This window comes from Pseudorhodoplanes sp. (assembly GCF_050250235.1).
Lineage (GTDB): Bacteria > Pseudomonadota > Alphaproteobacteria > Rhizobiales > Xanthobacteraceae > Pseudorhodoplanes.
In genome coordinates this window covers 165,607-190,781 of sequence record NZ_JBFWPA010000002.1, presented here as the reverse complement: position 1 = coordinate 190,781, position 25,175 = coordinate 165,607, and the positions used below count along the sequence as shown (strand labels likewise).

General features: G+C 62.6%; 26 protein-coding genes. 16 read left to right on the top strand and 10 right to left on the bottom strand.

All coding sequences use genetic code 11. The annotated features are described in order from the left end of the window. Window positions 1-48: 48 nt before the first annotated feature. The 10 genes from AB7F49_RS02110 (at window position 49) to AB7F49_RS02065 (ending at window position 7,145) form a co-directional block, all read left to right on the top strand. Window positions 49-534, top strand: a complete 486-nt coding sequence (locus tag AB7F49_RS02110; protein WP_428519812.1) for a hypothetical protein — start codon at window positions 49-51, stop codon at window positions 532-534. Window positions 535-1,070: 536 nt separating this feature from the next. Further along, window positions 1,071-1,436 carry a hypothetical protein gene (locus AB7F49_RS02105; RefSeq protein ID WP_428519810.1) on the top strand — a complete coding sequence of 122 codons (366 nt, stop codon included), beginning with the start codon at window positions 1,071-1,073 and terminating at the stop codon, window positions 1,434-1,436. After that, a complete protein-coding gene (locus AB7F49_RS02100; RefSeq protein ID WP_428519808.1) occupies window positions 1,433-2,962 on the top strand; it encodes a hypothetical protein in 1,530 nt (509 codons plus the stop codon). The genes AB7F49_RS02105 and AB7F49_RS02100 overlap by 4 nt, the downstream gene beginning before the upstream one ends. A 4-nt stretch (window positions 2,963-2,966) precedes the next feature. Beyond that, window positions 2,967-3,470: a hypothetical protein gene (locus AB7F49_RS02095; protein ID WP_428519806.1), complete on the top strand. Its 504-nt coding sequence runs from the start codon at window positions 2,967-2,969 to the stop codon at window positions 3,468-3,470. Next, complete coding sequence (locus AB7F49_RS02090; protein WP_428519804.1) at window positions 3,470-4,351, top strand: hypothetical protein; 882 nt, start codon at window positions 3,470-3,472, stop codon at window positions 4,349-4,351. Before AB7F49_RS02095 ends, AB7F49_RS02090 begins: the two co-directional genes overlap by 1 nt. 403 nt (window positions 4,352-4,754) lie before the next feature. Next, window positions 4,755-4,925: a hypothetical protein gene (locus AB7F49_RS02085; RefSeq protein ID WP_428519802.1), complete on the top strand. Its 171-nt coding sequence runs from the start codon at window positions 4,755-4,757 to the stop codon at window positions 4,923-4,925. After that, on the top strand, window positions 4,925-5,239 hold the full coding sequence (locus AB7F49_RS02080; RefSeq protein ID WP_428519800.1) for a hypothetical protein: 315 nt from the start codon (window positions 4,925-4,927) through the stop codon (window positions 5,237-5,239). The genes AB7F49_RS02085 and AB7F49_RS02080 overlap by 1 nt, the downstream gene beginning before the upstream one ends. Window positions 5,240-5,358: 119 nt before the next feature. Then, on the top strand, window positions 5,359-5,733 hold the full coding sequence (locus AB7F49_RS02075) for a hypothetical protein (RefSeq protein WP_428519798.1): 375 nt from the start codon (window positions 5,359-5,361) through the stop codon (window positions 5,731-5,733). Continuing rightward, window positions 5,733-6,659 carry a TIR domain-containing protein gene (locus AB7F49_RS02070; protein WP_428519796.1) on the top strand — a complete coding sequence of 309 codons (927 nt, stop codon included), beginning with the start codon at window positions 5,733-5,735 and terminating at the stop codon, window positions 6,657-6,659. Before AB7F49_RS02075 ends, AB7F49_RS02070 begins: the two co-directional genes overlap by 1 nt. 30 nt (window positions 6,660-6,689) lie before the next feature. Continuing rightward, on the top strand, window positions 6,690-7,145 hold the full coding sequence (locus AB7F49_RS02065; protein WP_428519794.1) for a hypothetical protein: 456 nt from the start codon (window positions 6,690-6,692) through the stop codon (window positions 7,143-7,145). Window positions 7,146-7,659: 514 nt separating this feature from the next. Here AB7F49_RS02065 and AB7F49_RS02060 read toward each other — a convergent pair. Together AB7F49_RS02060 and AB7F49_RS02055 are read right to left on the bottom strand one after the other, a co-directional pair. Then, window positions 7,660-9,063: a tyrosine-type recombinase/integrase gene (locus tag AB7F49_RS02060; RefSeq protein WP_428519792.1), complete on the bottom strand. Its 1,404-nt coding sequence runs from the start codon at window positions 9,061-9,063 to the stop codon at window positions 7,660-7,662. Between the two features lie 353 nt (window positions 9,064-9,416). Beyond that, window positions 9,417-9,749 carry a hypothetical protein gene (locus AB7F49_RS02055; RefSeq protein ID WP_428519790.1) on the bottom strand — a complete coding sequence of 111 codons (333 nt, stop codon included), beginning with the start codon at window positions 9,747-9,749 and terminating at the stop codon, window positions 9,417-9,419. A 230-nt stretch (window positions 9,750-9,979) separates the two neighbouring features. Here AB7F49_RS02055 and AB7F49_RS02050 point away from each other — a divergent pair, with 230 nt between their 5' ends. The 4 genes from AB7F49_RS02050 to AB7F49_RS02035 all read left to right on the top strand — a co-directional run bounded on the left by AB7F49_RS02050 (window position 9,980) and on the right by AB7F49_RS02035 (window position 12,297). Next, the gene (locus AB7F49_RS02050; RefSeq protein ID WP_428519788.1) at window positions 9,980-10,414 is read left to right on the top strand and encodes a DUF6636 domain-containing protein; all 435 of its coding nucleotides are present in this window, start codon (window positions 9,980-9,982) and stop codon (window positions 10,412-10,414) included. A gap of 83 nt (window positions 10,415-10,497) precedes the next feature. Next, window positions 10,498-11,097: a TetR/AcrR family transcriptional regulator gene (locus AB7F49_RS02045; protein ID WP_428519786.1), complete on the top strand. Its 600-nt coding sequence runs from the start codon at window positions 10,498-10,500 to the stop codon at window positions 11,095-11,097. Between the two features lie 212 nt (window positions 11,098-11,309). Then, the gene (locus AB7F49_RS02040; protein WP_428519899.1) at window positions 11,310-11,774 is read left to right on the top strand and encodes a nuclear transport factor 2 family protein; all 465 of its coding nucleotides are present in this window, start codon (window positions 11,310-11,312) and stop codon (window positions 11,772-11,774) included. Between the two features lie 133 nt (window positions 11,775-11,907). Then, window positions 11,908-12,297 carry a hypothetical protein gene (locus tag AB7F49_RS02035; protein ID WP_428519784.1) on the top strand — a complete coding sequence of 130 codons (390 nt, stop codon included), beginning with the start codon at window positions 11,908-11,910 and terminating at the stop codon, window positions 12,295-12,297. Window positions 12,298-12,327: 30 nt separating this feature from the next. Here the strand turns inward: AB7F49_RS02035 and AB7F49_RS02030 are convergent, their stop codons facing one another. The 3 genes from AB7F49_RS02030 to AB7F49_RS02020 form a co-directional block, all read right to left on the bottom strand. Further along, window positions 12,328-13,896, bottom strand: a complete 1,569-nt coding sequence (locus tag AB7F49_RS02030; RefSeq protein WP_428519782.1) for an adenylate/guanylate cyclase domain-containing protein — start codon at window positions 13,894-13,896, stop codon at window positions 12,328-12,330. Then, entirely contained in the window at window positions 13,893-14,258 is a 366-nt protein-coding gene (locus AB7F49_RS02025) for a response regulator (RefSeq protein ID WP_428519780.1), read from the bottom strand. The genes AB7F49_RS02030 and AB7F49_RS02025 overlap by 4 nt, the downstream gene beginning before the upstream one ends. Window positions 14,259-14,452: 194 nt before the next feature. Then, window positions 14,453-17,203, bottom strand: a complete 2,751-nt coding sequence (locus tag AB7F49_RS02020; protein ID WP_428519778.1) for a response regulator — start codon at window positions 17,201-17,203, stop codon at window positions 14,453-14,455. Between the two features lie 97 nt (window positions 17,204-17,300). Here AB7F49_RS02020 and AB7F49_RS02015 point away from each other — a divergent pair, with 97 nt between their 5' ends. Together AB7F49_RS02015 and AB7F49_RS02010 are read left to right on the top strand one after the other, a co-directional pair. Beyond that, on the top strand, window positions 17,301-17,507 hold the full coding sequence (locus AB7F49_RS02015) for a DUF6494 family protein (RefSeq protein WP_428519776.1): 207 nt from the start codon (window positions 17,301-17,303) through the stop codon (window positions 17,505-17,507). A gap of 80 nt (window positions 17,508-17,587) precedes the next feature. Next, window positions 17,588-17,878, top strand: coding sequence for a hypothetical protein (locus tag AB7F49_RS02010; RefSeq protein WP_428519774.1), 291 nt, complete (start codon window positions 17,588-17,590; stop codon window positions 17,876-17,878). Between the two features lie 10 nt (window positions 17,879-17,888). Here AB7F49_RS02010 and AB7F49_RS02005 read toward each other — a convergent pair whose 3' ends face one another. From AB7F49_RS02005 to putA, 5 genes are all read right to left on the bottom strand, one after another. Then, window positions 17,889-19,253, bottom strand: a complete 1,365-nt coding sequence (locus tag AB7F49_RS02005; RefSeq protein ID WP_428519897.1) for an NAD(P)H-dependent oxidoreductase — start codon at window positions 19,251-19,253, stop codon at window positions 17,889-17,891. Window positions 19,254-19,389: 136 nt separating this feature from the next. Then, window positions 19,390-19,938 (bottom strand): hypothetical protein, encoded by a 549-nt coding sequence (locus AB7F49_RS02000; protein WP_428519772.1) that lies wholly within the window; start codon window positions 19,936-19,938, stop codon window positions 19,390-19,392. A 311-nt stretch (window positions 19,939-20,249) separates the two neighbouring features. Further along, window positions 20,250-20,831, bottom strand: coding sequence for a YqaA family protein (locus AB7F49_RS01995; protein WP_428519770.1), 582 nt, complete (start codon window positions 20,829-20,831; stop codon window positions 20,250-20,252). Between the two features lie 108 nt (window positions 20,832-20,939). Continuing rightward, on the bottom strand, window positions 20,940-21,350 hold the full coding sequence (gene hisE / locus AB7F49_RS01990; protein WP_428519768.1) for a phosphoribosyl-ATP diphosphatase: 411 nt from the start codon (window positions 21,348-21,350) through the stop codon (window positions 20,940-20,942). 566 nt (window positions 21,351-21,916) lie between these two features. Further along, window positions 21,917-25,024, bottom strand: a complete 3,108-nt coding sequence (gene putA / locus AB7F49_RS01985) for a bifunctional proline dehydrogenase/L-glutamate gamma-semialdehyde dehydrogenase PutA (RefSeq protein WP_428519766.1) — start codon at window positions 25,022-25,024, stop codon at window positions 21,917-21,919. Between the last annotated feature and the right edge of the window lie 151 nt (window positions 25,025-25,175).

Here is a 25,175-nt window from a genome sequence, read left to right as displayed (position 1 = left end):
GCGAGATTTCGCTTCGCTGTTGGTAACGAGGTGATTGGAGGCTGAGTTATGAGAAAGGATGATATGCGGCCTAGCAACCTGACCGACGACGATATCCTCGTCTATCAGACAAAGAAGCCCTCGGCCGATATGCTGCCGCCGATCCCGGATCGGGATGAGCGATGGAGCTATGCCGCGCGCAAGGTCTGCGAATACCTGGACAGGATCGACGAAGCCAGCGCCATGATCGCCGAGATCAACGCCACGGTCGAAGACGAACGGCGCGGTATGCTCTCGCACCTGAACCATTATCCGACGCTGTACGCAGCCTACCGCGCTTTCATCGGTGCGAAGGCGGGTCGCACAGGCGCTGAGTTCGCCGCATGGCTGGATGCGCATGGCGGGCTAAAGTCAAAACAGGCTCCGGGCCGCCACCTGAAAGTCGTGGTCGACAATACCGAACCGAAAGTGCCGCGCGTCAGGCTGAACAAGACCCCGCGCGTGCGGTTAAAGCCCAGCAAGAGGCATAACCGTTCGGAGCGCGAGCCGGAGTAAGACAAGAGCCCGGGACACCAAGATGCCGTCGCATCGATACGCGAACCCGAACATAGAGAAGCTAGAACAAGGGGTGCAGGGACACGGGATAGGCAAGGTGACACGTCATGCGTTCGCGATCACCTCGCGCGATCATTGGGTGTCGGAACAGGGGGTACGAGATCGGCAATAAGTACAAATCACCGGGACATCGAAACGAACAAAAGGAGCGGGATCGAACCCCTCGACAACACGCAAGGGGTGGTCTGACAGGCCCGAAATACCCCCGATAGGGGCGCTACCACAAACACGTCACATTCACACTAAATAGTTGCAGAACCTTCGGAAATAACGACGCATCTAACAAAATATCAGATGTCGAAAGACAAAAATACTCGTACATAGCTGAAATCGCTGGCCATCTGCATTCCTGTCTGCATTCCTATGACAACAACTAGAGGTTGTTTCGTGGGTTGCGATACATGCGCAGTCAGCCAAGGGTCAGGGTCGAACGGTCGAAACTACGGTCAGCATTGACCAACGGTCGATCCGTGCTGATGGATATCGACGGTCGGTCAGCGATTGCGCGACGGTACAAAGACATCATCGCCGCGCATGTCAGCGACCTGGGTGGCGCCGATCATCTGTCAGAGGCTCAGCTCACACTCATCCGCCGCGTCGCCACCCTGACCGTTGTCCTCGAACAGATGGACAGCGAGTTCGCGATTGAGGATGGCGTGAAGGATCGCGACTTCGAACTGTACCAACGCGGCAGCAATACGCTGCGCAGGCTCCTTGAGACGCTTGGTACGACGAAGGGCCGCAAGGCCAAGTTGGTCAACGAGGCGACCGACCTGAACGAATACCTGCGGTCAAAACGCAATGGCAGAGTCCGCATCCTCGACATGGAGGCTGCGGAATGAAGCGCGTCAGGTTGATCGACAAGTCAGTCAGGCCAGCGATCTCAATCCTAGACGCCATTGCCGACCATGCCCTGTTCGCGCGTTGGTTCAATCGCAGCGATAGTTGGGACGCATGGCTGGCCTTCCTCGCTGCACTGTTTACGCTGCCCATGACGCCGCAACAGTTGAAGTTGTACCGGCAATGCACGGGACGTGATGAACCCCCGCAATCGGTTGCCGCCGAGGTTTGGTTGGTTATCGGTCGCCGTGGTGGCAAGAGCTTCATTCTTGCACTGATCGCCATTTACCTCGCATGCTTCTTTGACTATCGCCGCTTCCTTGCACCGGGTGAACGCGGCACGATCCTGATCCTCGCTGCCGACCGTAAGCAGGCCAGGACGATATTTCGGTATTTGCGCGCGCTGTTGACCGAAGTGCCGTTGCTGTCTCGCATGGTTGAACGCGAAACGGCAGATGCCTTCGACCTTAAGAATCGAATTTCAATCGAAGTTGGTACGGCGTCATTCAGGAGCACCCGCGGTTATACGCTCGTCGCCGCATTGTGCGACGAGATCGCGTTTTGGTCGGTTGATGACGATGCGGCCGACCCCGACCGTGAGATCATCGCCGCGTTGCGACCGGGCATGGCGACCATCCCGAACGCCATGCTCCTGTGCGCCTCGTCTCCATATGCACGCCGCGGTGCATTGTGGGACGCGCACCGGCGCTACTACAGTAAGCCCGGTCCGATCCTCGTCTGGCAGGCTCCCACGCTGACGATGAACCCGACCGTTCCTCGCCGTGTCATTGAGGAAGCCACCGAACGCGACCCCGCCTCCGCTGCCGCCGAATACGGCGCACAGTTCAGAACCGACGTTGAGCAGCTTCTGACGCGGGAAGCGGTCGAAGCCTGCATTGCGCACGGTGTGCGGGAGCGACCGCGTGTCGCCGGTCAACGCTACCACGCTTTCGTCGATCCCTCGGGTGGCTCAGCCGACTCGATGACCCTCGCAATCGGCCACCGCGAGGGCGAAGGCGTGATTATCGACGCGCTCCGCGAACGGAAGCCGCCGTTCAGTCCCGAGGCGGTGGTTGAGGAATTCGCGACCCTGCTCAAGAGTTATGGCGTCAACCGCATCATTGGCGACCGATATGCGGGGGAATGGGCGCGCGAGCCGTTCCGCAAGTTCGGGATTATCTACGAACCGTCAGCCAAACCGAAGTCCGATCTGTACCGCGATCTGCTGCCCGCCATCAATTCGAAGCTTCTCGATCTGATCGACAACGACCGTCTGCTGAACCAGCTGGTCGGTCTTGAACGCCGCACGGCACGGGGTGGCCGCGACTCGATCGACCATGCACCCGGAGGCCACGATGACTTGGCCAACGCATGCGCGGGAGTCGCCGTCGCCTGCCTCGGTGGGCCGCGCAACAACGGTTATCTGTCCGACCCCGCTCTCGAACCCGCACGCGCCGACGCGATCATGTCGGAATGGCGGGCGCTCCAGCAATTCAGTCGATCCCGTCTTACCCCCCTAGGAGGTTGAAACCATGTCTCTTCACTTAAACGACGGCGAAGCCGTCACAATCGACCCGCACGGCAACGTCATCCGCCGCCGCAGATGGAAGGACGAGCACGGCAATGTCATTCCTGACGGCGCCACCATCCGCGTGCCCATGATGATGATGGACAGTAAGCCGAAGCCGACCGACGCCGAAGTCATCGCCGCGGCCAAGGCCGTTCGCGACGGCACACCTGTGATCGATGCGGCGTTCCAGTGTCCTCGCTCCGCCGTCCTCACGGACGCGCAGAAGCAGGCTGCCGCAGAACGGCAGGCCGCGTATGACAAGCGTCTGTCCGATGCATGGAAGCAGGAGCCGCCCGCCGTCGTCGCCGATGCATCGAAGCTGACGGCGACCATGAACGTACTCGGCGCGATGACAACCGAAAGCGCATTTAAGGCCGCGACCGCAGCCGGCGATCCGCCGACGCTCGATCAGGCACGGCAGCGTTACCACCAGCGTCTCGAAACCGCATGGCAGGAGGGCAACTAATGAACCAGCAGGTCAGTACAACCTCAATCGAAACCATGCGGCCCGTCGGCGCGCCGAAACCCGCGAAGCTGCCCGACCATGTCGGCAAGAAGCTCCGGGCGCTTGAGATCATCGCCGAGGACTCGCGGACCCTCGCCAACTCGACGAAAGATCGGTTGGCGAAGGTTCATGGGCAGATGGCACAGGGGCACAAGATCGACCGTGACGAACTCGCCGAACTCGAAGGGGCGCAGGCGCGTCACCGCGAACGGTATGAAGCAACGACGCAGTTGCTCCACAACCTGCGCTCCTTCATCGGCAAGCTGCCATACAACACGGAGATCGCGGCGTATGTGAGATCGTCCCGCGTTCGGCTGACGGACGACGCGAAACCACCGCAGGCTGCGGTTGAAGCCATCCGGCTCGATATCATCAACACGCGAACTCAACTGTTCGCAATCGAGCGGGCCGCGTCGCCGCGTGACGAGCAGGAAGCGATCATTGCCGCGTGGGTCGATCAGATGCTTACGAAGGGGCAGCCGCGCGTCGCCGTCACAAACGGCGAAGCCAGGTTGACCTATGACGGCACGGTCAACCTCGATCAGATGTCCCATGTCAGGCTGATTGCCATCGGCATGTGGATGGCGGGCGTTGATCGCGATGAACTGGTGCAGCGGTTGACCGACATGCTGCCCGAGCCGAAGGGCGACACGCTCTCGCGTGACGAGCGCGAAGCGCAGATCGTCGAAAGCCGTGCCCGCATCTTGCAACTCGAACGGGACGAGGAAGCGGCCATCAGTCGCTACGCCGAAGACGGCATCCACATCCTACGCCGCCCCGATGCATCGCCCGAGGCCGTGCTCGGCTTGGATATCGGGCGGAAGATGAGGGCAGCGGCGTGACGATCTTCCGCGTGCGTCAGGAAGAAGGTCGGCGGAGGCGCGCGTCGCCCCACGCGGATGGTGACATGCCCTCCGCCGATCACCTCATTCAGCGATCTCCGGCCGTGCGTATTTCGCGATCCGCGGGCCGGGGGCGTCCCCGATGGTCAACACCTGCCATTGGGCGCCGACAAGTCCGGAGTGTCGGTGCACATGAAACAACCCGGAATGCTCGTGGGGGTGCTTCCGCCTCGCGACGAGATGGAGCCGGGTTGTCACCGGCGACGAACGACCGGCGAGGGTAGCGCATGCTCTCGCCGGTCATTTTTATCGGTGAACGCGCATGACTGAAACACTGAACACTGCTGCTCGCAATCATCATCGGTACGGCGTTCGCGGCAGCATTCTACTTTGATGTGGTGCAATGACCAGAGATCGGTACCGATATCGCGACAAGGTCAATGACCCGGAGTTGCTGGCGGAGCTGAAGCGCGACTGCCATAGCCTTTCAAGGGAAGAGAAGCGCGTGCTGCTCGCATACCTAGACTACGAGATCGCTCACGACAAACTGAGGGAAGGGGACGGGAGGCGGTAATGAGCCGCGGTTATGACGACGCGATGGCGCGGTTGAAGCCGAAGACCGCAGACGACGTACCACATGCGCGAGTAGAGGTCCGCAACGACGGCAACGTCCCGCGCGCCGTCTACCATGTTCGGCGGAAGCACTTCATCTCGTTCGACCCGGGTCAGACCAAGAGCATCGTCGTGCAGTTCAAGGAAGCCCAGATCATGCAGGTGTCGCAACTGATGACCCGCATGACCGTCCTGTCCGTCGAGAGGCTGACCGACCATCTCGACGGCGACGCGCTGCCCTCGCCCCATTACTCGCCGGGTCGCGGGCGCGCATAGACTTGCGCATTGCGGGGATAACCGGGAGTGGCAGGGTTGCCCGAGTTCGCGATTTGTTCTACATTGGAACTATGGAAGAGTCGACAAAATTTGCTGACCTCAGGGTCAAGCACCTCGACATGCTGCAGACCGTCATCGGCAGGATGTCGAACCACAGTGCAACGCTGAAGAACTACTGCATCACCCTGACAACGGCGGTCTGCGGTATTGCCGTGACATGGAAGCAACCGAAGGCGGCCTTGATTGCGCTTTTCGCCGTCACCATCTTTGGGTTGCTCGACGCGCAATATTTGCGTCTCGAACGTCGCTTCCGAGAAGAGTTCGATACCGTGCGGAAGCAGGACTGGGGGACCAGGCCGGACTTCGCGATCAATGGGAAGGGTCCGTTTTGGAAGCCCTACCTTTGCGCGTTGACCAACTGGTCGATTGTTTTGTTTTACGTGCCACTCGCGCTCATTGCATGCGCCGTGGTTTACATTGCGGGGAAACTTTGATGGCAGGCATTTTCGACGACGACGCATTTAAACGTGCGATGGCCGTTCGCGCATTGCAGAAGGCGACCACGATACCTCAGGCGAAGAACACGATAATCGGTGGAGCACTCGACTTTACGCCGCCACCCGCACTTCCCACAACGGGGCTCGGATCCATTTTTGGGTCGCAGGCCGAACTGCCGAAGCCGCGAAGCACGCTGGCTAGCCTTCTCGACCCGCAGCCGAAGCCGCAGGGTCTGTTCGGATTGACGAACCTTGTGCCCACAACGCCGAAGCCGGCGCTACCCGTCGTGCCGGTCAAGCGCAAGGTATTTTTCAGCTTCCATTACAAAGATATCATTAGAGTCAACAATATTAGGATGGCCTGGAATATCGATCACCCAGATCGCGACATTAAACGCAACTTTTATGACAAGAGCCTCTGGGAAAGTGCGGAGACGAAGGGACGCGAAGCGTTGAAGTCGCTTATCCGGAACGGAATGAAGGGCTCGTCCACGGTATGCGTCTTGATCGGTTCGGAGACGTGGGATCGGCCGTTTGTCAAATACGAGATTGCTCGCTCACTCGTTGAGAGTAAGGGGCTGTTCGCTGTGCATATTAACGGCCTGAACCATCATCACCGTAAAGCTCCCGACCCGTTCGGCTTTAATCCGTTGCATCTGATGGGCGTTTACAAGGCTCCGAACGGCTCACACTATATCGCCGAGAAGCGAAACGTCGTCGTCAATTACCTGACAGGCCAAGCGGAGTGGCAGTGGCAGCAGTACGGTGAGTACACGGCGCCGATTACTCGCCCCCGCTATCTTCCGGAAATGGCAACGAACGAGGTCGTCCCGCTCTCGCAGGGGACAGTGGAGTATTATTACGATCCCAAGAATGACCTTGGAAGTTGGATCGATCAGGCCGCACGCGCTGTCGGGCGATAGTCTTCCTTGGGCTTTGCAGCGAGGGGAAGGATGGTAGACGCCGTTGACACGTTCCGCCGCATCGCTTGGCTGATCTCAAAGTGGCTATTTTACGTCGTAGCAGCAATTGTTGCGATCTTCTTCGCCATCATCGGGCTGACCTACTGCTACCAGTGGTACAGTCACGACCGACACGAAGCTAAGGTCGCATTTTCGATATTTGCGAGTAAGTCGTCGATCTGCAAAGACGACAAGCATCCGATCTTTGTCGGGATCGTGAACAATTCCGGCCGAACGATTGAAAGCGTATCGTTCACTCTCAAGGCAAATCGACCCGACCGTAGTTCGAACCTTGTTCGCTATCACTCTTATTCAGATGACAAGATAATCAAGCCGACCGAAGGGTTCGGTAATTGTTGGGCGGTGCCTGAACTCACGGAGACGGTTGCCGATCCGCGTGAACTCGAATGGGGTACTCTTTACAAGAGTGTCAACTTCAGGGACTAGGTGTCCTCCCACAGAGGGGCCGCAGACCACAGAGAAGCTGCCCGGATCACGACGACACGAAGGCGGTGAAGAAAGTCGCATGCATCATGAGCGAGATCAAAAAGTAAAGGGCACCTCGACGGGTGCCGTGTAGCGAACGGCCCGACCGTATGCAGGGTGTTAATTCCTGCAGGTTCTGACGACGCCGATACGAGGGGTCGGCGACGTGCGGCGTCGGATCAGGGGTGGCGACGGCGAAACGGCATGTCGAGTTCGCCTCTGACCCGGTCGGTGGCCACTTAAACGGCGTCGCGGCGTGTCATTGACGCCGAAACGGCCCGAAACTCGGGTACCCGCGGCGCAGATGCACTGGGAGTATGTTGCAAAAATGTCACATATTTAGGGGTAACGGCCTCAGGAGCTCCCTCGACGCCGTACAGGGTGGCACGTCACGCGCCGATCATTCGGGGCCGTCGTCGCCGTTCAGCGAGTCTCCGCGCATACGGGCGGGCGCAGGAGGCGATCAATCGGGTGATCAGCGCGCCCGCTTCTTCGCATGATCGGCGAGGTTGGCGACGTTCGCAGGTGACAGGGTCGCAGCTACCGCGCCAGCAAGGATGCGCAAGGCCTCGCTCTTTTCCGGCAGATAGGGGTACCGGTTGTAGACGCCTTCAACGCCCTTGATCTTGTGACCGAGCGTGCGTTCGGCAATGTGATCGGCGACGCCCTCTTCAGCGAGGATCGTCCGCGCCGTCCGGCGCAAGTCGTGCAATACCCACGGCTCGATATCCGGCAGAAGCTCTTTCACTCGCGCTTCAAGGTCGCGTTTGCTTTTCGAGAACGAGCCGATGGGGCCGGTACCACGCATCGCGGGGAAGACGTAGGGATTGTCCTCGATCACAGGCTGCCGATTGATAATCTCAACGACCATGTCTGGAAGCGCGACCGCACCTATCGTGCCCTTGTCGGCCTTGCGCTTCTTCTCGGGCAACACCCAGACGTTGTTGAATGCGAACTGGACGGACTTGCCGTCCCGCCGCTGTTCGTATTCGAGACGCTCAATAATCGCGTCGCGGCGCATCGTCGTGACGGCACGAAGCCGCTGACCCGTCAGCAAGAGCACTTTCACCATGTCACCGAACACGCCGAAGTCATCGGACGCCTGCCACAGCGCCCGCACTTCGTGCGGCTTCAGCCACCGGGATCGCGCCTTCTCGTCGCCCTCCCTCGTATCGAGCCGGAAGTCGCCGCCTGCCATCGGCGACGGAAAACCGTAGGGCACCGCAGCCCATTTGAAGATCGAGCGCAGCGTCGCGAGGACGGCGTCAGCCTGAGGCGCGCCATCCCACGGTTTGCGCTCGACATCTGGCGCAGCCTTGGCGACCTTCGTCTTTCGCGGCTTCTTCACGGCGCGCTTGCGCGTGCCCTTCCGCTCTTTGATATCGTCACGCAGATCGATGATATCGGATGGCGTGATCTCGAAGAGCTTCTTGGCTCCCAGCGCCGGGAGGATGTAAGAGTCGAGGTGACGCTGGATCTCCTTGAACGAGGTCAACTGCCGAGCGACGACGCGCTGCTTGAACCATTTCTCTGCAACCGCGGCAAACGTGCCCGCCTTATCCGCCGCAATCGCCCGCCGAGGATCGATCGCCTTCGCTTTGTTCCTCGCCTCCTTGACACCCATCTTGGGGTAGCGACCGAGCTTCTGCGTCTTGGGACGCTTCGTGACGGGGTCATAGAACAGAGCCCTCCACGTCTTGGTGCCAAATGGGGCCGGGCTGACGTACAGGATCAGTGAGCGAGCTTGTTCATGTTCAAGCCGCTCTAGGTACTGGACCTCCTTCTCATACGGCTTCGTCGCCTTGACCCAAGGGTCGGTGAACTTGCTCCCGTTCTTCTCGAATGTCGGGTCGCGTTCGCGCTTCTGTACCCTCGCCATGCCCTCTTTCCGTCTGCAATGCTGTCTGCAATGTGAGGGCCGGTATTATGCAAATCGGGGCAAGGTAATGCAAACCCCCTTAACGTGTTGATATTGCATGGTTAACGTTCCCGAGATGCACGGCGTTGCACGTTAATATTCGGGCCTTGATCTTCCTCAAAATCAGGTGGCCGCAAGGTCGTGCTGGTTCGATTCCGGCCAGGGGCACCAATAAAATCAGGGGTTTCTCGACTTCCGCCGTTGAGCCCCCTTTTCCGGCCGCCATGGTCCATGCCTGACCGGCACCCGGAACCCGCAGGCTAATGCGGAACGGCAGACCACCGCCGATGCGTTCGGTTGCGGTGTTGCCCCGATCAAACGGCGCTCGGCACGCGCTTCTGCAATTCGCGGAGCAGCGTTTCATTCCACGCGATGAGGCAGCGAAAGCGGACCATGCCGAAGCGGGATGTTCCGATATCGACTGTTTTCAGAAAGACCGCGAGACGGCCGAGTTTGCACGAGGTGATATCGCTGTAGGGGAGCACCAAGGGTGTACCGTCCTGCAGGATCGCGTTCAGCCGGTTCGTGGAGAAGTGAACGTGATCGCTGCGGAGAGCGACGGTCCCGCGAATCCAGTTTCCAACCAGATTGGTCACGGGGCGCAGCGCGCGGGGACCACCGCGGCCCTCGATCAGTGCGTTGCACATGTAAGAGACATCCCGCATCGGCGAGGTCTATGCCATCTACCTGTGAAACGGCAAGACCGGGTTCGCATGCCGCCGCCCGCTTCCGCGGAGCCGGCTTTCTGAATATCGCGCTGTTCCGTGCCGCTCTCTCTTCTGCGACGGGATTGCGACCGCGGCCCCGACAGGATGCTTGACCTTTGCGTTTCGCGATGTTGTGTTTGCTCTTCTCCGGACAAGAGCCTCAACGCTCCATGACACGACAAGTCTTGGCCCTCGTCTCGCTCGCAACCGTGATTGCCGCTTTCACGCCGGCGCATGCGCAGCAGACGGTGACCTTCCGCACGCCATCGAACAATATCCACTGCATGGCGATCATCGATCAGGGCAAGACGCAGCCCGACGACCTGGTCTGCGACATCAGCAAGATCGCGTCGCGGCCGCTCCGGCCGAAACCGGCCGATTGCGAGTTCGACTGGGGACAGCGTTTCGTGCTGGACGCGCGGGGCGGCGCCGACATGGGCTGCTATTCCGACTGGGTGGGAAGCGATTCGAGCCCCGTCCTGCGTTACGGCTCTTCGCTGCAGATCGGTTCGATGAACTGCACGTCGTCGGAACAGGGGCTGGAATGCAGCAACCGCGCGGGCCGCGGCTTCTTTTTGTCCCGCAGCCGGCAGCGCATTTTCTGAGACGAGGTCGCTGAGCAGCGCGCGCACGGGCTCGCGCCCGGTCCCGGCTTGTCAAGACTTCAGTGAACATCTATGTATTGCGAATGAAAAAGAAGCGCCCGTACCGGATGTCGGAGCGTGCAAAGTCTCAGGACGAGACGCGGCAGCGGATCGTCGAGGCGACCATGCACCTGCACGAGGAGATCGGGCCCCGGGCCACCACGATCAGCGCCATTGCAGAACGGGCCGGCGTGCAACGGCTGACCGTGTACCGGCATTTTCCCGACGAAACCGCCGTCTTCCAGGCGTGCACTTCGCACTGGCTGAGCCGCAATCCGCCGCCGGATCCCGCATTGTGGCAATCGGTCGGCGAGCCGTGGGAGCGACTGCGGACCGCTCTGCCCGCCTTCTACCGTTACTATTCTTCAACGCAGCGCATGTGGGTCGCCTCATTCCGGGACGTCGCCGACGTTCCGGCCCTGCAAGGTCCGATGTCCGAATTCCAGCGCTTCGTCGGCATGGCGGCAGCGGACCTGGCCGGCGCGTTCAAGTCGAGCGACAGGCCGGCACGCCGCCGGCTGGAGACGACAATCGGTCATGCGATCATTTTTCCGACCTGGCATGACCTGCAGCAGCGCGGCCTCGACGACCGCGAGAAGGCCGCGCTGGCGGAGTCGTGGGCGCGCGGGACCATCCAGCCCTGACGGCGCGCAAGTCCCGGCCTCGATCGTGATGGCCGCGGCCATCAGTGCGATGCTTGCATCGCGGTGGGTCCTGGCCCATCCGGGCCGCGCCTGATGCCGCAACAAGCGGGTCGCACAGCGACCGCAAATTGACGCGTCAATTGCGCAACGCTAGCCTTTGCCCCACAACGATTGGCGCAGCAACGCGCCTGCAAGGGGAGGAAAACATGTTCATGAGGATTATTGCATTCGCGCTCTTTGCAGCCTTCGCAAGTCTTGCGGTGCCGGCGCAGGCGCAGATGACCGACGCCCAGAAGATGGAGCGCAACAAGAAGAACGTGGTCGAATTCTACAACGCCGTGCTGAACGAGAAGAATTTCGACAAGGCCGCAACCTATGTCGGCGCAACCTACATCCAGCACAACCCGATCGGCGCCGACGGTCTGGAAGGCATCAAGGGCTTCATCAATTTCCTGAAAGGCAAATTCCCGAACAACAAGAGCGAGATCAAGCGGGTGTTCGCCGACGGAAATTACGTGATCGTGCATGTCCATGCGGTGCGCGAACCCGGCCAGCGCGGCAACGCGATCTTCGATCTGTTCCGGCTCGACGATAACGGCAAGGTGGTCGAGCACTGGGATGCGGTGCAGCCCATTCCGGACCCGGAAAAGGCAATGAACAAGAACGGGATGTTCTGAAGCACGGAGCGAAAAGTTCTCCACCGTCGGTTTGACGCTTTCTATACCGTGGCGCGCGAAGCTGCTGGACAGACGCGCGCCACTGCGTTCGACTGCGCCTGGTCCGTTGCTGCCCCGAACGCAGGAAACCGGCATGACCATGCGCATCTGTGCTGCCGCCCTTCTCATCGTGCTGACGACACCCGCCCTCGCTCAGCAACTGTCGCTGGTCGGCACCTGGACCGGGCAGCGCGAACGAATGGCCAAGGTCGAGGGCTACCGTGACGGTCCCGCGACCATGGTCATCACCGAACAGACCGGTCGCGCGTTCAAGGGCTATCTGAGCCGATCCAACAAGGATGGCGACGTCAGGGAAGACCTGTGGGGCGCCTTCACGCCGAACGGTCATCTGATGGTCGGCTCGGACGAGGAGGGCTTCTACTGGTTCACGCTCGTGAACACCGACACGCTCGACTATTGTTATTCGGAAGCCGGCAGGTCGGCGCGGACAACCTGCGCGCGGCTGATGCGGCAGAAAAAATAGCGACGCCGCACGTGGTCTTTCGGATTGCCGCTACGTCTCCAGCCAGAATGTTTCCATAAGACCCGCGCCCTTCACATCGACCGCACCGCGCGGGGTAAAAGTAAACTGGCCGATCAGGCGGTCCGCCACGGTCTTCGATACATGCACGCGATCCGGCTGCCCGTGCGACTCCATGCGGCTCGCGATATTCACCGTCGTGCCCCAGATGTCATAGGCGAACTTGCGTTCGCCGATGACGCCCGCAACCGCGGGCCCGGTATGCATCCCGACGCGAAGCTGGATCGGCGCATCCATCTCGCTGCGAATGCCGCGGAACGCGTCGAGCATGGCCAGCGACAGGCGGGCAGCGACCTCGGCATGGTCGTCGCGCGGCTCGGGAATGCCCACCGCCACCATGTAGCCGTCGCCGATGGTCTTGATCTTCTCCGCGCCATACTGATCCACCAGACGATCGAACGTGGAAAAAATGCGGTTCAGCACGCCGACCACGTCGGATGGCGATAGCGTCCCGGAAAACGGCGTAAAGTTCACGATATCCGCGAACACGATGGTCGCCTCCGGGATGTGGTCCGCCACCATGCCGGCGCCGTCATTGATGCGTTCGACCACCGCACGCGGCAGAATCGACAGCAGCAGTGCTTCGTTGCGCTCCTTGGCAAGCCGGATCTCCTGCATCATCGTGCGCTCGCGGTCGCGCAGCAGCTTGTTTTCGAGCGATGCGCGGATGCGCGCGCGCAGCAGCGCGGGCGCGAACGGCTTGGGAAGATAATCGACCGCACCTGCCTCGATGCAGCGCACGATGGAATCGATCTCGTCCAGCGCCGAGATCATGATCACCGGGATTTCGGCGGTGTGCTGATCGTGCTTCAGCTTGCTCAGGACCTCGTAGCCGCTCATCTCCGGCATCATGACGTCGAGCAGGATCAGATCAAAGGCACGTTCGCCGACAAGCGCGAGCCCTTCCTTGCCGGAAGCAACCGTTTCCACCGCATGCCCGTCGCGGGCAAGCTGCCGTGCCAGCAGGTCTCGATTCGAGTCGTTATCGTCGATCACGAGAATCTGGCCGGCGATGGACTGATGAGAGGCGGCAGGCTGCGAGAGGCGCAGCGCGTCGAGTACGCGGGAAGCATCGGCGAAAGACGGCTGGGCGCGATCGAGCGAGGCGTCGCCCGAGAACGCCACCAGCGCGTCGATGCGCTCCAGCATGCCGTCGGCCGCGGCCAGCAGCTTCTCGAGGTCGGGGAGCAGCGAATCGTGACCGCCGTCGCGCGCATCCTCCACCATCATCTCGCCATAGCCCTTGACGGCGTTGATTGGCGTTCGCAGATCGTGACGCAACTTGGTTCGATAGACGTGGATATCCTCGACCTCGCCGTTCTGCTTCAGCACCTCGTCGAGCAGCGCCTGCAGGCTCAGCCCGGCGCTCCGGATGCGGTCGAGATCGGCGCGATAATCGGTCAGTCCGGCCTGCTCGGCATCCTCGATCACGATGTCGGCGAAGCCGACGATCGCCGCCGCCGGCGCGACGAATTCCTGACGAAGATGCGCGCGCAGCGCGTGATGCAGGCGGGCGGTCTCGCTGTCGCTGCGCTCGCTCATTTGGGAAGGAGTGCGTTGATCTTTCCGAGCAGTCGCGGCAATTCGATCGGCTTGGTGTCGAAATCGTCGCATCCCGCCTGCAATGCCTGCTCTCGGTCGGATTCCATCGCATGTGCGGTGAGTGCGATCACCGGAATTGACTTTGTCGCGTCATCGGACTTGATCGTGCGCGTCGCCTCCCAGCCATCCATCACCGGCAGACTCATGTCCATGAGGATGATGTCGGGCCGTTCGCTCCTGGCCAGGTCCACCCCTTCCTGCCCATTCACGGCCATCACCACCTCGAAATTGTTGCGCAGCAACCGCCGTGACAGCATGTCCCGGTTCATTTCATTGTCTTCGACAAGCAGGATTTTGGGCATTTCTGGCGCTCTTCGGTCATCAGCCGCGTGGGCGGTGGTCGGTCTGCCCCCCAAAGGGAGGATTTGGGAGGGTCAAATCGGAGTGTCGGTGCGATGACCTCCACCCCGCGTGTCCTGGTTGCGCATTGGCAGGCACCCTCCCCTTTTCACGGGGAGGGGAAGAAAAGATGTCCCGTCGCAAGATATCGCGCCGGTCATCCCGCCACCTTTTCCGCCGGTTGCCGCGCGATTGCGGCCAGCGCCGAACCGAGCGAGGATAGCGGCTGGGCACCCTTGGTGAGTACCAGCAGGGTACGCTCGTTGACCATGCGGCGCTCGGCCTCGGTCAGGTCCTTGGCGGTCAGAACCACGATCGGCACGCGCGAAAGCGCCGGCACCCGCTTGACCTCCTCCAGAAACGTAAACCCGTCCATCACCGGCATCATCAGATCGAGCAGAACCAGGGCCGGCGCCGGATTTGTCGCGAGCCAGTCGAGCGCCGCCCTGCCGTTTTCCGCTTCCACGGTTTTGAGCCCCGCTTTTTCGACCGTCGCGCGGACCACCGCGCGCACGTCTTCGGAATCGTCCACTACGAGCACTACCGCCTCCTGCGAGGTCGCCGCAAAGCGCCGCAACAGCTCGATGAGCCGGTTGCGGTCCACAGGCTTCGTCATGTATTCGGCGGCACCAAGCGAATAGCCCATGGTCCGCTCGTCGACGATGGTCAGCATGATCACCGGTATCTGCGCCAGCGCCGGGTCCGATTTCAGCTTTCCGAGCACGCTCCAGCCGTCGAGCTTCGGCATCATCACGTCGAGGGTGATCACGTCGGGCCGCTCGCTGTGTGCGAGTTCGAGCGCCTGCGCACCGTCATAGGCATGCAGCAGACGGTAGCCCTCCTTTGCGATGGTTGCCCGCAGCACATCGTGCACGGTCGGATCGTCGTCAACGACCAGCACGCTCTTGCCGGTCAGATCGCCCGGCATCGCGGCGCGAGCCTCGGCCCGCGGCTTCGCCGCTTCCATGCCACCGTCGGGCAGCGTGATGGTGAAGGTCGAACCCTGGCCGGGGGTGCTGGTAACGGCGATGTCTCCGCCCAGCATGGTGCAGAAATGCTTGGTGATGGTGAGCCCGAGCCCGGTGCCGCCATAATTGCGGGTGGTGGAGGCGTCGGCCTGGGTGAAGGCCTGGAACAGGCGGCCGACCTGCTCATCATTCATGCCGATGCCGGAATCGGAGACCGCGAAAGTGAAGACCGGGCGCCCGCGGTCCGGCACCTGCTTTTTCACCGTCAGCTTGACCAGCCCGCCCTTGGTGAATTTCGCGGCATTACTGAGAAGATTGATCAGGCTCTGCTTCAGCTTCACCAGGTCGACATGCATGACGCCGATATCGGACGGTGCGTCGATTTCAAGACGATTGCCGTTCTTGTCGATGGCCGGCGTCACCAGCACCCGCACTTCCGCCAGCAACCGGCTGATATCCACGTCTTCCAGATGAAGGTCCATGCGTCCGGCTTCGATCTTCGACAGATCGAGGATGTCGTTGATGAGGCCGAGCAGGTGCTTTCCGGCCGTCTCGATCTTGATCAGATCGCCCTCGCTCGAACTGTCGCCGCGATCCTGCGCATCCTCCCGCAGGATCTCGCTGTAGCCGATGATGGCGTTGAGCGGCGTACGCAGCTCGTGGCTCATGTTCGCGAGAAAAGCCGACTTGGTGCGCGACGCGGCCTCCGCCTGATGGCGCGCGGTTTCGGCCTCCTCGCGCGCATCGCGGATTTCGCGTGCATTGTCCCGGAACACGATCAGCGCGCGGCTCATGTCGCCGAGTTCATCCTTGCCGGTTGGCGGCAGCGGGGCATCGAGCCGTCCGCTCGCCACCGCGAGCATGGCGTTTGTGACCTGCCGCAGCCGCGCGACCACGTAACGTTGCACGAACAGCCATGCCACGAATACTGCGACCACGAGACTCAGCAGCGAAATTCCGATCAGCCAGAACCGGGTATTGTCGAGCGCGCGCTTGGTGGCCGCGGTGGTTTCCGCGGCCACGGCTTCGACATGCGACACCAAGGCCGAGACCTGGGACTGCATGTCCGCCGCCGATTTTTCCAGACCTGCCTGCAAGGTTTCGGCAGCGGCCTGCTCTTCGAGATCCGATTTTCGCAGCGCAAAAACGCCGCCGGCGCCAGACCCCAGCGCCAGCACCGAGCGTGCGACCTTGTTGATCGCTTCGGCTTCGGTCCGGTCGAAGGACTTTTCGTCCATCATGTAGTTGAGGCCGCCGTCGAAGCGTTCGGCGATCTCGTCGAACTGCTTCTGGCCCGTTGCCACCGCATTGGCATTGCTGGCGGTCGCCGCCCGATACAGAACGCCGACCGACCGGTATGTGTCGCCCCGCAGCCCGTTGATCACCAGTTGCATATTGTCGGGCTGCCGCGTCAGCAGCAACAGGCGTTCGGCAAGTTCGGCGCTGTCCCGGGACAGCCGCTCGATGGCGTTGTCGAGCGCGGAGGCGACGGAAATCCGCTCCCGCACATTGCGCTCGAGCTGGCCGATCTGACCGTCGATCTGCGCGATCAGCGACTGCAGCTTCTCGATCGCGGCGGTATCGTTCGTTGCGTCGCGCAGGCGCGACAATGCCGACCAGAGCTGACCGATCCGCTCCGTCGCATCGTTCATGCGCGAGAAGCGCTGCTCCTCCGAGGTCGCGCCCGCGAGCCGCGCGCCGTCCGCCGCGATGGCCCGCGAATTGGTTTCCACCGCCAGCGCGAACTTGACCTCCGGCAGGCTTTCTTCCGTGAGCCGTCCCATCGCGGCTTCGATGCGGCCGAATTGCAGCACCGCGACGAGCGCTGCGATCGCCGTGAGCGCCGCGATCACGATGAAGGCCACCAGAAGCTTGGCGGCAATGGTCCGCCGCCAGGAACGCCTTGCGCCGGTGATCGTTGCCTCGTCTACGGTCGTCATGCGGAAACTCGCCCTTCCAGCCGGCGCGGCGCATCGCTCCATAGCGGATTGCACCGCGCAAGTCTAAGCTTGCCGAAAATCACAGATGGAGCACGCCATGGACGAAGATGTCCTCAATACCTCGATTCGCAAATTCCTCAAGGAAGTCGGCGTGACGTCCCAGCGCGAGATCGAGAAGGCGGTGCGGGACGCGGTAGCCAGCGGAAAGCTCAAGGGCAACACGCCGCTCGCCGCACGCATGGTCCTTACCGTCGAGCCGCTCGGCCTGACGCACGAGATCGATGGCGCGCTCAAGATCGAGTAGCCGCAAATCGGGTTCCACAGGAACGGTTTGTCGTGTCCCGGCATTGTCGGGCGGACAAATGTGAAATGGAGAATTCCGGAATGCGACTCTTTCTGGCCGCCCTTGGCGCTGCCGCCGCAATCGCGGCTGCAGCCGTTGCGACGCCACCGGCGCATGCGCGCTTCGACAAGACCATAGCCGTACCGAACCAGGTCGAGGCCGTGGCCTGCCGCGTGGTGCGCACCAGAGTGGTTCGGCCGGGTGGCCGGGTCGTGTTCCGCACCCGTCGCGTCTGCCGCCCGTCGATCGGACCGCGCTGCCGCATGTTCAAGCAGCGCATCGTCCGCCCCAACGGTCGCGTGGTGGTGCGGACCGTGCGGCGCTGCGCCTAGCCCTCTCCTATCATGACGCTTCGGCCGCCGCATTGCGGCGGCCGAACGCGGCCTCCATCTCGCGCCGCACTCTCACTGCAAGGTCGTTGGGATCATAATCGACATCGCTCCATCGCAGCATCGCGCCTTCCGCGACGTCGGACCTGAGGCGCACCTGATGGGCGAGACCCAGCGGCAAATGGCCCGCATCCAGCGACGATTGCGCCGGAGCCTGCTTGCCCCACACGCAGAATCCGCCCTCTCCGTCCAGCATTTCGCCGGCTTTCAGATCGCGCTTGGCGGTCGCCACCACGTCGGAATGAAATCCCGTCGGCGCTCCGGTCGGCTCGCCGCGCAGCGCCACCGAGGCCACCGAAATGCCAAGCTCGAGCCCGATCATGTGGGTTGGCCGGTATAGCGCCGCGTAGCGCCCGCTGCGGTCCGGCATCAGGTGATATTCCCGGAAGCATCGCCGCGCATAGTCACTCTCGCCCTCGAACACGACGAAAGTGCCCATCGCCAGATGATGCGCAACGTCGCGCTCTTCGCGGTCGACCGAGGATACGACTTCGGTGACGCCCGCCATTTCCAGCGCGCCACCCTCCGCCGCAGGCTTGCACACATCGGCAAGCTCGAACCGGCTTGCCGGCGGGAAGCCCAGGCCATTCGTCTGCGGCACAAGGCCGGTGGCGTTGCACACCGCCGTCATCTCGATGCCGGATTTGGTGCCGTCGATGAAGGAATTGAACATTTTCGGATTGATCGACTGGCGGTCGTCGATCTTGAGATATTTGTCGAGAATGTCCCAGACCGTATCCGGATTGGAGCGGTGATAGGTCGGGTGATAGCGCGTGCCCTTGCCGGCCGAAATCACCTTGAAGCCGCAGGCCCGTGCCCAGTCCACCTGCTCGCAGATCAGTGCCGGCTGATCGCCCCACGCCAGACTGTAGATGACGCCGGCCGCGCGCGCCTTGCGCGCCAGCAGCGGCCCCGCCAGCGCGTCGGCCTCGACATTGACCATGACGATATGCTTGCCGCACTCGATGGCCTTGAGTGCGAAGTGGATGCCAGTCTTCGGATCGCCGGTCGCCTCCACGATCACGTCGATATCCGGACACCCAACCAGTGCGTCCGCATCGTCGGTGACAAAGGTCGTGCGCGCTTTCAGGGCATCGCCGAGCGATCCGGCAGAAAATTGCGCCGCATCCCAGCCCGCGGACATGAGCTTGCTCCTTGCGCGCGCGACATCGAGATCCGCGAGCCCAACCAGTTGCATCCCGGTGGTGCGCCGCACCTGGGTGAGAAACATGGTGCCGAACTTGCCGGCTCCGATCAGGCCGATGCGGATCGGGCGTCCGGCGCTCTCACGTTCGGTAAGCCTGGCGAACAGATTCACGGCGTTGCCTCTTTTGTCATGCACGCGCCCATTGTCATGCCTGCGCAGCCGCGGCAACTACGTCGTTTCCGTTGCGATGCAAGACGTGGCTGTCCGGACAAGCCCGGATGCAACACCCGGGCAACGCGGCAGAACCTTACTGGCACGCCGCCTTGATCACCACCGTTTCGGTCCGGCACTCGCTCTCGTCGCGCCTCAGCAGGGCGCGGGCCGAGCACTTTTGCGTTGTCGTGATGTCGGCACTCTTGCCGATCTCGAAACCTTTGGCCTTGCAGATGATCTCGGCCGCCGCCTGGCAATCCGGTGAGCCGTTGGGAGCAGGCTCGCAGACCTGACGGCCCTCGACCATTCGCGTGTTGGCCAAATTCTTGAACGCGTCTGCAGCGTCCTTCTGTGCCTTCTGGAAGTCGTCGGCGGCCTCTTTCCGGGCGGCGGCGGCATCCCGCGCCGCCTGTTCGGTCTTGCGGCCGAGCTCTCGCCATTTGGCATTCGACTCATCGATGCCGGCCTTCAGCTTCGCGTTGGTATCCTCGACGCTCCGCCGCCACTTCGCGTTGCTCTGCTCGATGCTCGCCTTGAAGTCGCGGGTCGACTCCTCCCACCAGCGCCCGAGCGCTTCCAGCACGCCTTCCCGCTTGCGCGGCGCTTCGGCCTGAGGCGGCTGCATCTGAGGCGGCGGCTGCATCTGAGGCTGGCCCGGAGGCACCGCAAAAGGCGGACCTTGAGGTGGCTCTTGTGGCTTTGCAAACGGGGCGGGCGCGGGTTGCGGCTGCGGGGACTGCGCCAGCGCCGCATCGGCAGCCAGCCAACCTGCCGCGCAGATTGCCGCCCACCGCGATGCGGAAATACGCAAGTCCCTGGCTGCCGGTCTGGCCATCGCGCGATCCCGGTAATCTGAAAAATTCTACCACACCGCACCGCCGCCGTATCGTCTCTTGCGCGTCCGGAATGGCGGAATTGAGGTTCTTGCAGACCACCGAATTCCGATCATGACGATCAGAGCAGGTACAATGCACCGACGATGCCGACCACGAGCAGCACCGCCGCAATTGTGGCCCACATGCCGAGCCGCTCTTCAATGATCGACCGGGCGCGGTCGCCGTAGCGGTGCAGCAGGAACGCCAGGACGTAGAAGCGCGCCCCGCGCGTGATCACGGAGAACAGGACGAAAAGCAGCAGATTATATCCGGCGAAGCCCGATGTGATCGTCACGAGCTTGTAGGGGATCGGGGTCAGGCCCTTCAGCAAGATAATCAGCGCGCCCCATTTCGCGTAATATTCCTTGAAGGCATCGGCCTCGGCGCCAAGGCCATAGGCCGAGATCAGCCATTGCCCGACCGAATCGTACAGCAGCGCGCCGATGGCGTAGCCCAGTACGCCGCCGGCGACCGACGTCCAGGTGCACAGGAATGCATACGAATAGGCCCGATCCGGTCGCGCCAGCGACATCGGAATCAGCATGGCGTCGGGAGGGATCGGGAAAAACGAGCTCTCGGCGAACGAAACCGTTCCGAGGATCCATTTCGCAGCCGGGCGGTAGGCCGCCGCGACGCACCAATCATACATCCGGCGGAGCATGCGCGTCCTGTCGGTGAAACGGCCGCCGAAGCCGGATGTTTCCGGTCTCGGCCATCATCGCGACGCAACGCGGGAAGGACCCGGGTTGGGCGGGGCAAACGGGCCGGATCAATAGCCGGAACGGCGCCGCTTGGGAATGCGGCGGGCTTCCAGCGCCACGACTTTTCGCCGCACCGGTACGGCCGTGGGGACAGGCTCCAGCGGCAGGTCCTTCGGCGGCTTCTCGGCAAGCCCAAGCAGCCGTTCGCGCCGGTCCATTTCAGCCCAGACGTCCTGCGGACGAATGCCGGCTTCGGCCCAGAGCACCACGAGGTGATAGAGAAGGTCTGCACTCTCGCGCACGGCGGCTTCCCGGTTGCCGCGCATCACATCGACCACCACCTCGACCGCCTCTTCGGCCATCTTCTTGGCGATCTTGGCACGGCCCGAGCGGATCAGTCGCGCGGTGCGCGACACCTGCGGGTCGCCCTTTTGCAAGGCAACCACCGATTTGTGAAGCCGCTCGATCGAATCACTCATGACGCAACAATACCTTCAATCGCATTCAATAATCGTTAACGATTTGGGCGGAAAGCAAAAAAAGGCCCGGTAGCGTTACCCACCGGGCCGTGCAGTCCAGACCTCCGGCTTTGTCCCGCCGGTTTACCAGTCGCACCGCGGCCGGCCGAAACCGGACCATGCAGCGATGTTTCGGGGATGATGCGGTTGGCGTCCCGGCGGCGGCGCGGGTTGCGCGCGCCTGCTTTCCGATATGGCCTCTTCGCCTGAACGCGATCATCCAAACGATGTCGAAACGAGATCTGGCACTGGCGATGCGGCGATGGGAGGGAACGGCGGATTATGTTTTCGTAACGGAGCCGTCATGCTTCCGTAATGTCTGCTCGCGCCGCATCCGGAGAAAAATGCGAGATGCGCCGGACGACGTACCCTTGGTTCTGAGGAGAAGCGCGCACGCATTCCGCAGAAACATATTTTCACCAAATCGTCGCGCAACCTCGAAAAACAGCGCCGCATGGGCGCTTGCGGTCTGACCGCATGTTGCTGCGCTCATGCGGACAGCAGGATCAGCTACAGGGGTATCGACTTCATTCTTCCACGGCCAGCAGGCTCGCATTGCCGCCCGACGCAGCGGTGTTGATCGCGATCACCTGCTCGGTCGCGAACCGCAGCAGGTAGTTCGGCCCGCCCGCTTTCGGTCCCGTACCGGAGAGCCGCGTCCCGCCGAACGGCTGGGTGCCGACCACCGCGCCGATAATGTTGCGGTTCACATAGACATTGCCGTTGGCGAGCCGGTTCGCGATCTCGCTCACCCGCGCGTCGATCCGCGAATGAATGCCGAGCGTCAGGCCGGTGCCGTTGCTCTCGATCTCGTCCAGCAGCTTGTGCAGTTCGTGCGCGCGGAAACGCACGACATGCAGAATCGGGCCGAACACCTCCTCCCGCAGATCAGAAGCACGCGGGAGTTCGATGATGGCTGGCGGCACGAACAGGCCGCGCACCGGCAGCGCATGATCGCTGTCCCATCGATAGCGGATGCGGGTCTCATGGTTTGCGATCCAGCCGTCCAGCCGCTCTTTCGATTCGGCATCGATCACCGGGCCGACATGGGTTGCGGGATCGCAGGGGTCACCGAGTGTCAGCGTCGCCGCCGCACCCGCGACCATGTCGAAGACGTGGTCGGCGACATGCTCCTGCACGCAGAGCAGACGCAGCGCCGAGCAGCGCTGTCCCGCCGAGCGGAAGACCGACGCCACCACATCGTCGGTGACCTGTTCCGGCAGCGCCGTTGCATCCACGATCATCGCATTGATGCCGCCGGTCTCGGCGATGAACGGCACGATCGGACCATCCTTCGCCGCCAGCGCGCGGTTGATGATGCGGCCAACCTCCGTGCTGCCGGTGAAGGCAACGCCCGCGACCCGTTCATCACCCACCAGCGCCGCACCGACTTTCCCGTCGCCCATCACGAGTTGCAGCGCCGCCTGCGGAATGCCGGCCTCATGGAGCAGCCGCACCGCCTGGTATGCGACCAGCGGCGTCTGCTCGGCAGGTTTCGCCACCACCGCGTTGCCGGCGGCGAGCGCCGCCGACACCTGTCCGAGAAAGATCGCGAGCGGAAAATTCCACGGGGCAATGCACACGAACACCCCGCGGCCGCGATAGCGCAACTCGTTGGTTTCGCCGGTCGGACCCGGCATCATCTGCGGCATCAGCGTCTGGCGTGCCTGCGCGGCGTAATAGCGGCAATAGTCGATGGCTTCGCGCCATTCGGCGACGCAATCGTCCAGCGTCTTGCCGCCCTCGGCCTGCAGCAGCGCGATGAATTGCCCACGGCGCTGTTCGAGCAGATCGCCGGCATGGTCGAGAATGCGGGCGCGTTCTTCGACGGCTTTTGCGGACCAATGCGCGAACCCCTGCTGCGCCGCCGCCATCGCTGCGCGCGCAATGGTATCGTCCGCCTCCGACACCTCGCCGACAAGCTCCCCGGTCGCAGGCGAGAGCACGGGACGCTTTGCACCGTCCTGCTCCCTGCCGCCGACGATCGACCGTGCGACGCGGACCGGCTTCGCGTCCGCGATCCCGGCAAGCAGGTCGCGCACCGCCGCGCTGTCGCCGAATTCCACCCCCGGTGAATTCTTCCGCTCTGGTGCGTAGAGATCGCGCGGCAGCGGGATTTTCGGATGCCGCGCATGCGCAACGGATGCGATCCATTGCCGCGGCCGCATCAGGATGGTTTCGATCGGGATATCGGGATCGGCCGAGACTGACACGAACGAGGTGTTGGCGCCGTTCTCCAGCAGCCGCCGCACCAGATAGGCGAGCAGATCGCGATGGCCGCCGACCGGTGCATAGACCCGGCATTCGACATCCGGGTAATCGGCGCGCAGCGCGTCGTAGAGTTCGACCCCCATGCCGTGCAGGCGCTGGAATTCGTAGTCCGCAACGCCGCCGGCCATCTCGATCACGCTGGCGACCGTCAGCGCGTTATGGGTGGCGAATTGCGGATAGAGCCGTGGCCGCGCCTGCAGGAGCAGCGACACGCAATCCATGTAGCAGAGGTCGGTCATCGCCTTGCGGGTGAAGACTGGGTAGTCGGCAAGGCCGCGCTCCTGCGCGCGCTTGACCTCGGTGTCCCAATAGGCGCCCTTGACCAGCCGCACCATCAGCCGGCGCGATAGCGCTTCGGCGGTGTCGCTCAGCCAGGTGATCACCGCCGGCGCCCGCTTCTGATAGGCCTGCACCGCGAGGCCGAAACCGTCCCAGCCCTTCAGGTCGGAAGATCGCAGAACCTCGCCGATCATCTGCAGCGACAATTCCAGACGATCCGCCTCTTCTGCGTCCACGGTGAACGGCAGATCGTAGTGCTTCGCCTTGCGCGCCAGCTGCAGCAGCCGCGGTCCAAGCTCGCGGATCACGCGAGCCTGCGACACCGCCTCGTAGCGCGGATGCAGCGCCGACAGCTTCACCGAAATTCCGGGCCGCTCGTAAAGGCTTGTCGCGTTTGAGGATTTGCCGATGGCTTCGATCGCATGGGCGTAGGACTGGAAATAGCGCTCGGCATCCTTGGCGGAACGCGCGCCCTCGCCCAGCATGTCGAAGGAATAGCGGTGCTCCGGCTCGGAGACGGCGCGATGCAGCGCCTCCCCGATGGTTTGGCCATGCACGAAATGCGAGCCCAGGAGCCGCATCGCCTGCCGGGTCGCGAGCCGCAGCGCCGGCAGGCCGAGGCGGCGGGTGAGGCTTTCGATGATGTTTTCGGGGGTCTGGCCGGGGGTGATCAGCCGGGCGGAAATGCCGAGGGTCCAGGCCGAGGCCGCCACCAGCAGGGTGTCGCCCTTCTGGTCCGGATGCGACCAGTCGCGGCCGGCGAGCTTGTCCTCGATCAGTTGGTCGGTGGTCTCGGCATCCGGCACCCGCAACAGCGCCTCGGCCAGCACCATCAGTGCGAGCCCCTCCTGGGTCGACAATGAATAAGCATGCAGAAAGTCCTCGATCCCGCCGAGCCCGCCGTCATGCGACCGGATCGCCTCGATCAGCCGGGTCGCCAGCGCGTCGATACGGCGCTCGGCCTCGGGCGAGGCCTGGTGCGACAGGAAACGGCGCGCGAAATCCTCGTCCGGGGGCGCATAGGGCGCCCGGAAGGCGGGCAGCGCTGGCGTCACGGGTGCCGCGTTATCGTCAAGGCCCGCCATCGTCTTGGTCCTCTGCCAGCCTTCATGTAGGAGATTTAAGCATTCAACAGCATCAGCATTTGCGAGCTGCCTGCCAATTCGGCACGATGTGCAGAACCCCTGTGCAGGGAGAGTGTGCCGCACCTTCCTACCTTGCTCTTTCCGGCGGCAT

Excerpts from the sequence above, each read along its gene's own strand:
- AB7F49_RS02015 (WP_428519776.1), top strand. The coding sequence starts at position 17,301 with ATGGACGAAGATGTCCTCAATACCTCGATTCGCAAATTCCTCAAGGAA.
- AB7F49_RS02010 (WP_428519774.1), top strand. The coding sequence starts at position 17,588 with ATGCGACTCTTTCTGGCCGCCCTTGGCGCTGCCGCCGCAATCGCGGCT.
- AB7F49_RS02060 (WP_428519792.1), bottom strand. The coding sequence starts at position 9,063 with ATGGCGAGGGTACAGAAGCGCGAACGCGACCCGACATTCGAGAAGAAC.
- AB7F49_RS02100 (WP_428519808.1), top strand. The coding sequence starts at position 1,433 with ATGAAGCGCGTCAGGTTGATCGACAAGTCAGTCAGGCCAGCGATCTCA.
- AB7F49_RS02080 (WP_428519800.1), top strand. The coding sequence starts at position 4,925 with ATGAGCCGCGGTTATGACGACGCGATGGCGCGGTTGAAGCCGAAGACC.
- AB7F49_RS02070 (WP_428519796.1), top strand. The coding sequence starts at position 5,733 with ATGGCAGGCATTTTCGACGACGACGCATTTAAACGTGCGATGGCCGTT.
- hisE (WP_428519768.1), bottom strand. The coding sequence starts at position 21,350 with ATGAGTGATTCGATCGAGCGGCTTCACAAATCGGTGGTTGCCTTGCAA.
- AB7F49_RS02045 (WP_428519786.1), top strand. The coding sequence starts at position 10,498 with ATGAAAAAGAAGCGCCCGTACCGGATGTCGGAGCGTGCAAAGTCTCAG.
- AB7F49_RS02030 (WP_428519782.1), bottom strand. The coding sequence starts at position 13,896 with ATGAGCGAGCGCAGCGACAGCGAGACCGCCCGCCTGCATCACGCGCTG.
- AB7F49_RS02035 (WP_428519784.1), top strand. The coding sequence starts at position 11,908 with ATGACCATGCGCATCTGTGCTGCCGCCCTTCTCATCGTGCTGACGACA.
- AB7F49_RS02110 (WP_428519812.1), top strand. The coding sequence starts at position 49 with ATGAGAAAGGATGATATGCGGCCTAGCAACCTGACCGACGACGATATC.
- AB7F49_RS02065 (WP_428519794.1), top strand. The coding sequence starts at position 6,690 with ATGGTAGACGCCGTTGACACGTTCCGCCGCATCGCTTGGCTGATCTCA.
- AB7F49_RS02095 (WP_428519806.1), top strand. The coding sequence starts at position 2,967 with ATGTCTCTTCACTTAAACGACGGCGAAGCCGTCACAATCGACCCGCAC.
- AB7F49_RS02090 (WP_428519804.1), top strand. The coding sequence starts at position 3,470 with ATGAACCAGCAGGTCAGTACAACCTCAATCGAAACCATGCGGCCCGTC.
- AB7F49_RS02075 (WP_428519798.1), top strand. The coding sequence starts at position 5,359 with ATGCTGCAGACCGTCATCGGCAGGATGTCGAACCACAGTGCAACGCTG.
- putA (WP_428519766.1), bottom strand. The coding sequence starts at position 25,024 with ATGGCGGGCCTTGACGATAACGCGGCACCCGTGACGCCAGCGCTGCCC.
- AB7F49_RS02105 (WP_428519810.1), top strand. The coding sequence starts at position 1,071 with ATGGATATCGACGGTCGGTCAGCGATTGCGCGACGGTACAAAGACATC.
- AB7F49_RS02020 (WP_428519778.1), bottom strand. The coding sequence starts at position 17,203 with ATGACGACCGTAGACGAGGCAACGATCACCGGCGCAAGGCGTTCCTGG.
- AB7F49_RS01995 (WP_428519770.1), bottom strand. The coding sequence starts at position 20,831 with ATGCTCCGCCGGATGTATGATTGGTGCGTCGCGGCGGCCTACCGCCCG.
- AB7F49_RS02000 (WP_428519772.1), bottom strand. The coding sequence starts at position 19,938 with ATGCAGCCGCCGCCTCAGATGCAGCCGCCTCAGGCCGAAGCGCCGCGC.
- AB7F49_RS02025 (WP_428519780.1), bottom strand. The coding sequence starts at position 14,258 with ATGCCCAAAATCCTGCTTGTCGAAGACAATGAAATGAACCGGGACATG.
- AB7F49_RS02050 (WP_428519788.1), top strand. The coding sequence starts at position 9,980 with ATGACACGACAAGTCTTGGCCCTCGTCTCGCTCGCAACCGTGATTGCC.
- AB7F49_RS02040 (WP_428519899.1), top strand. The coding sequence starts at position 11,310 with ATGAGGATTATTGCATTCGCGCTCTTTGCAGCCTTCGCAAGTCTTGCG.
- AB7F49_RS02085 (WP_428519802.1), top strand. The coding sequence starts at position 4,755 with ATGACCAGAGATCGGTACCGATATCGCGACAAGGTCAATGACCCGGAG.
- AB7F49_RS02055 (WP_428519790.1), bottom strand. The coding sequence starts at position 9,749 with ATGTGCAACGCACTGATCGAGGGCCGCGGTGGTCCCCGCGCGCTGCGC.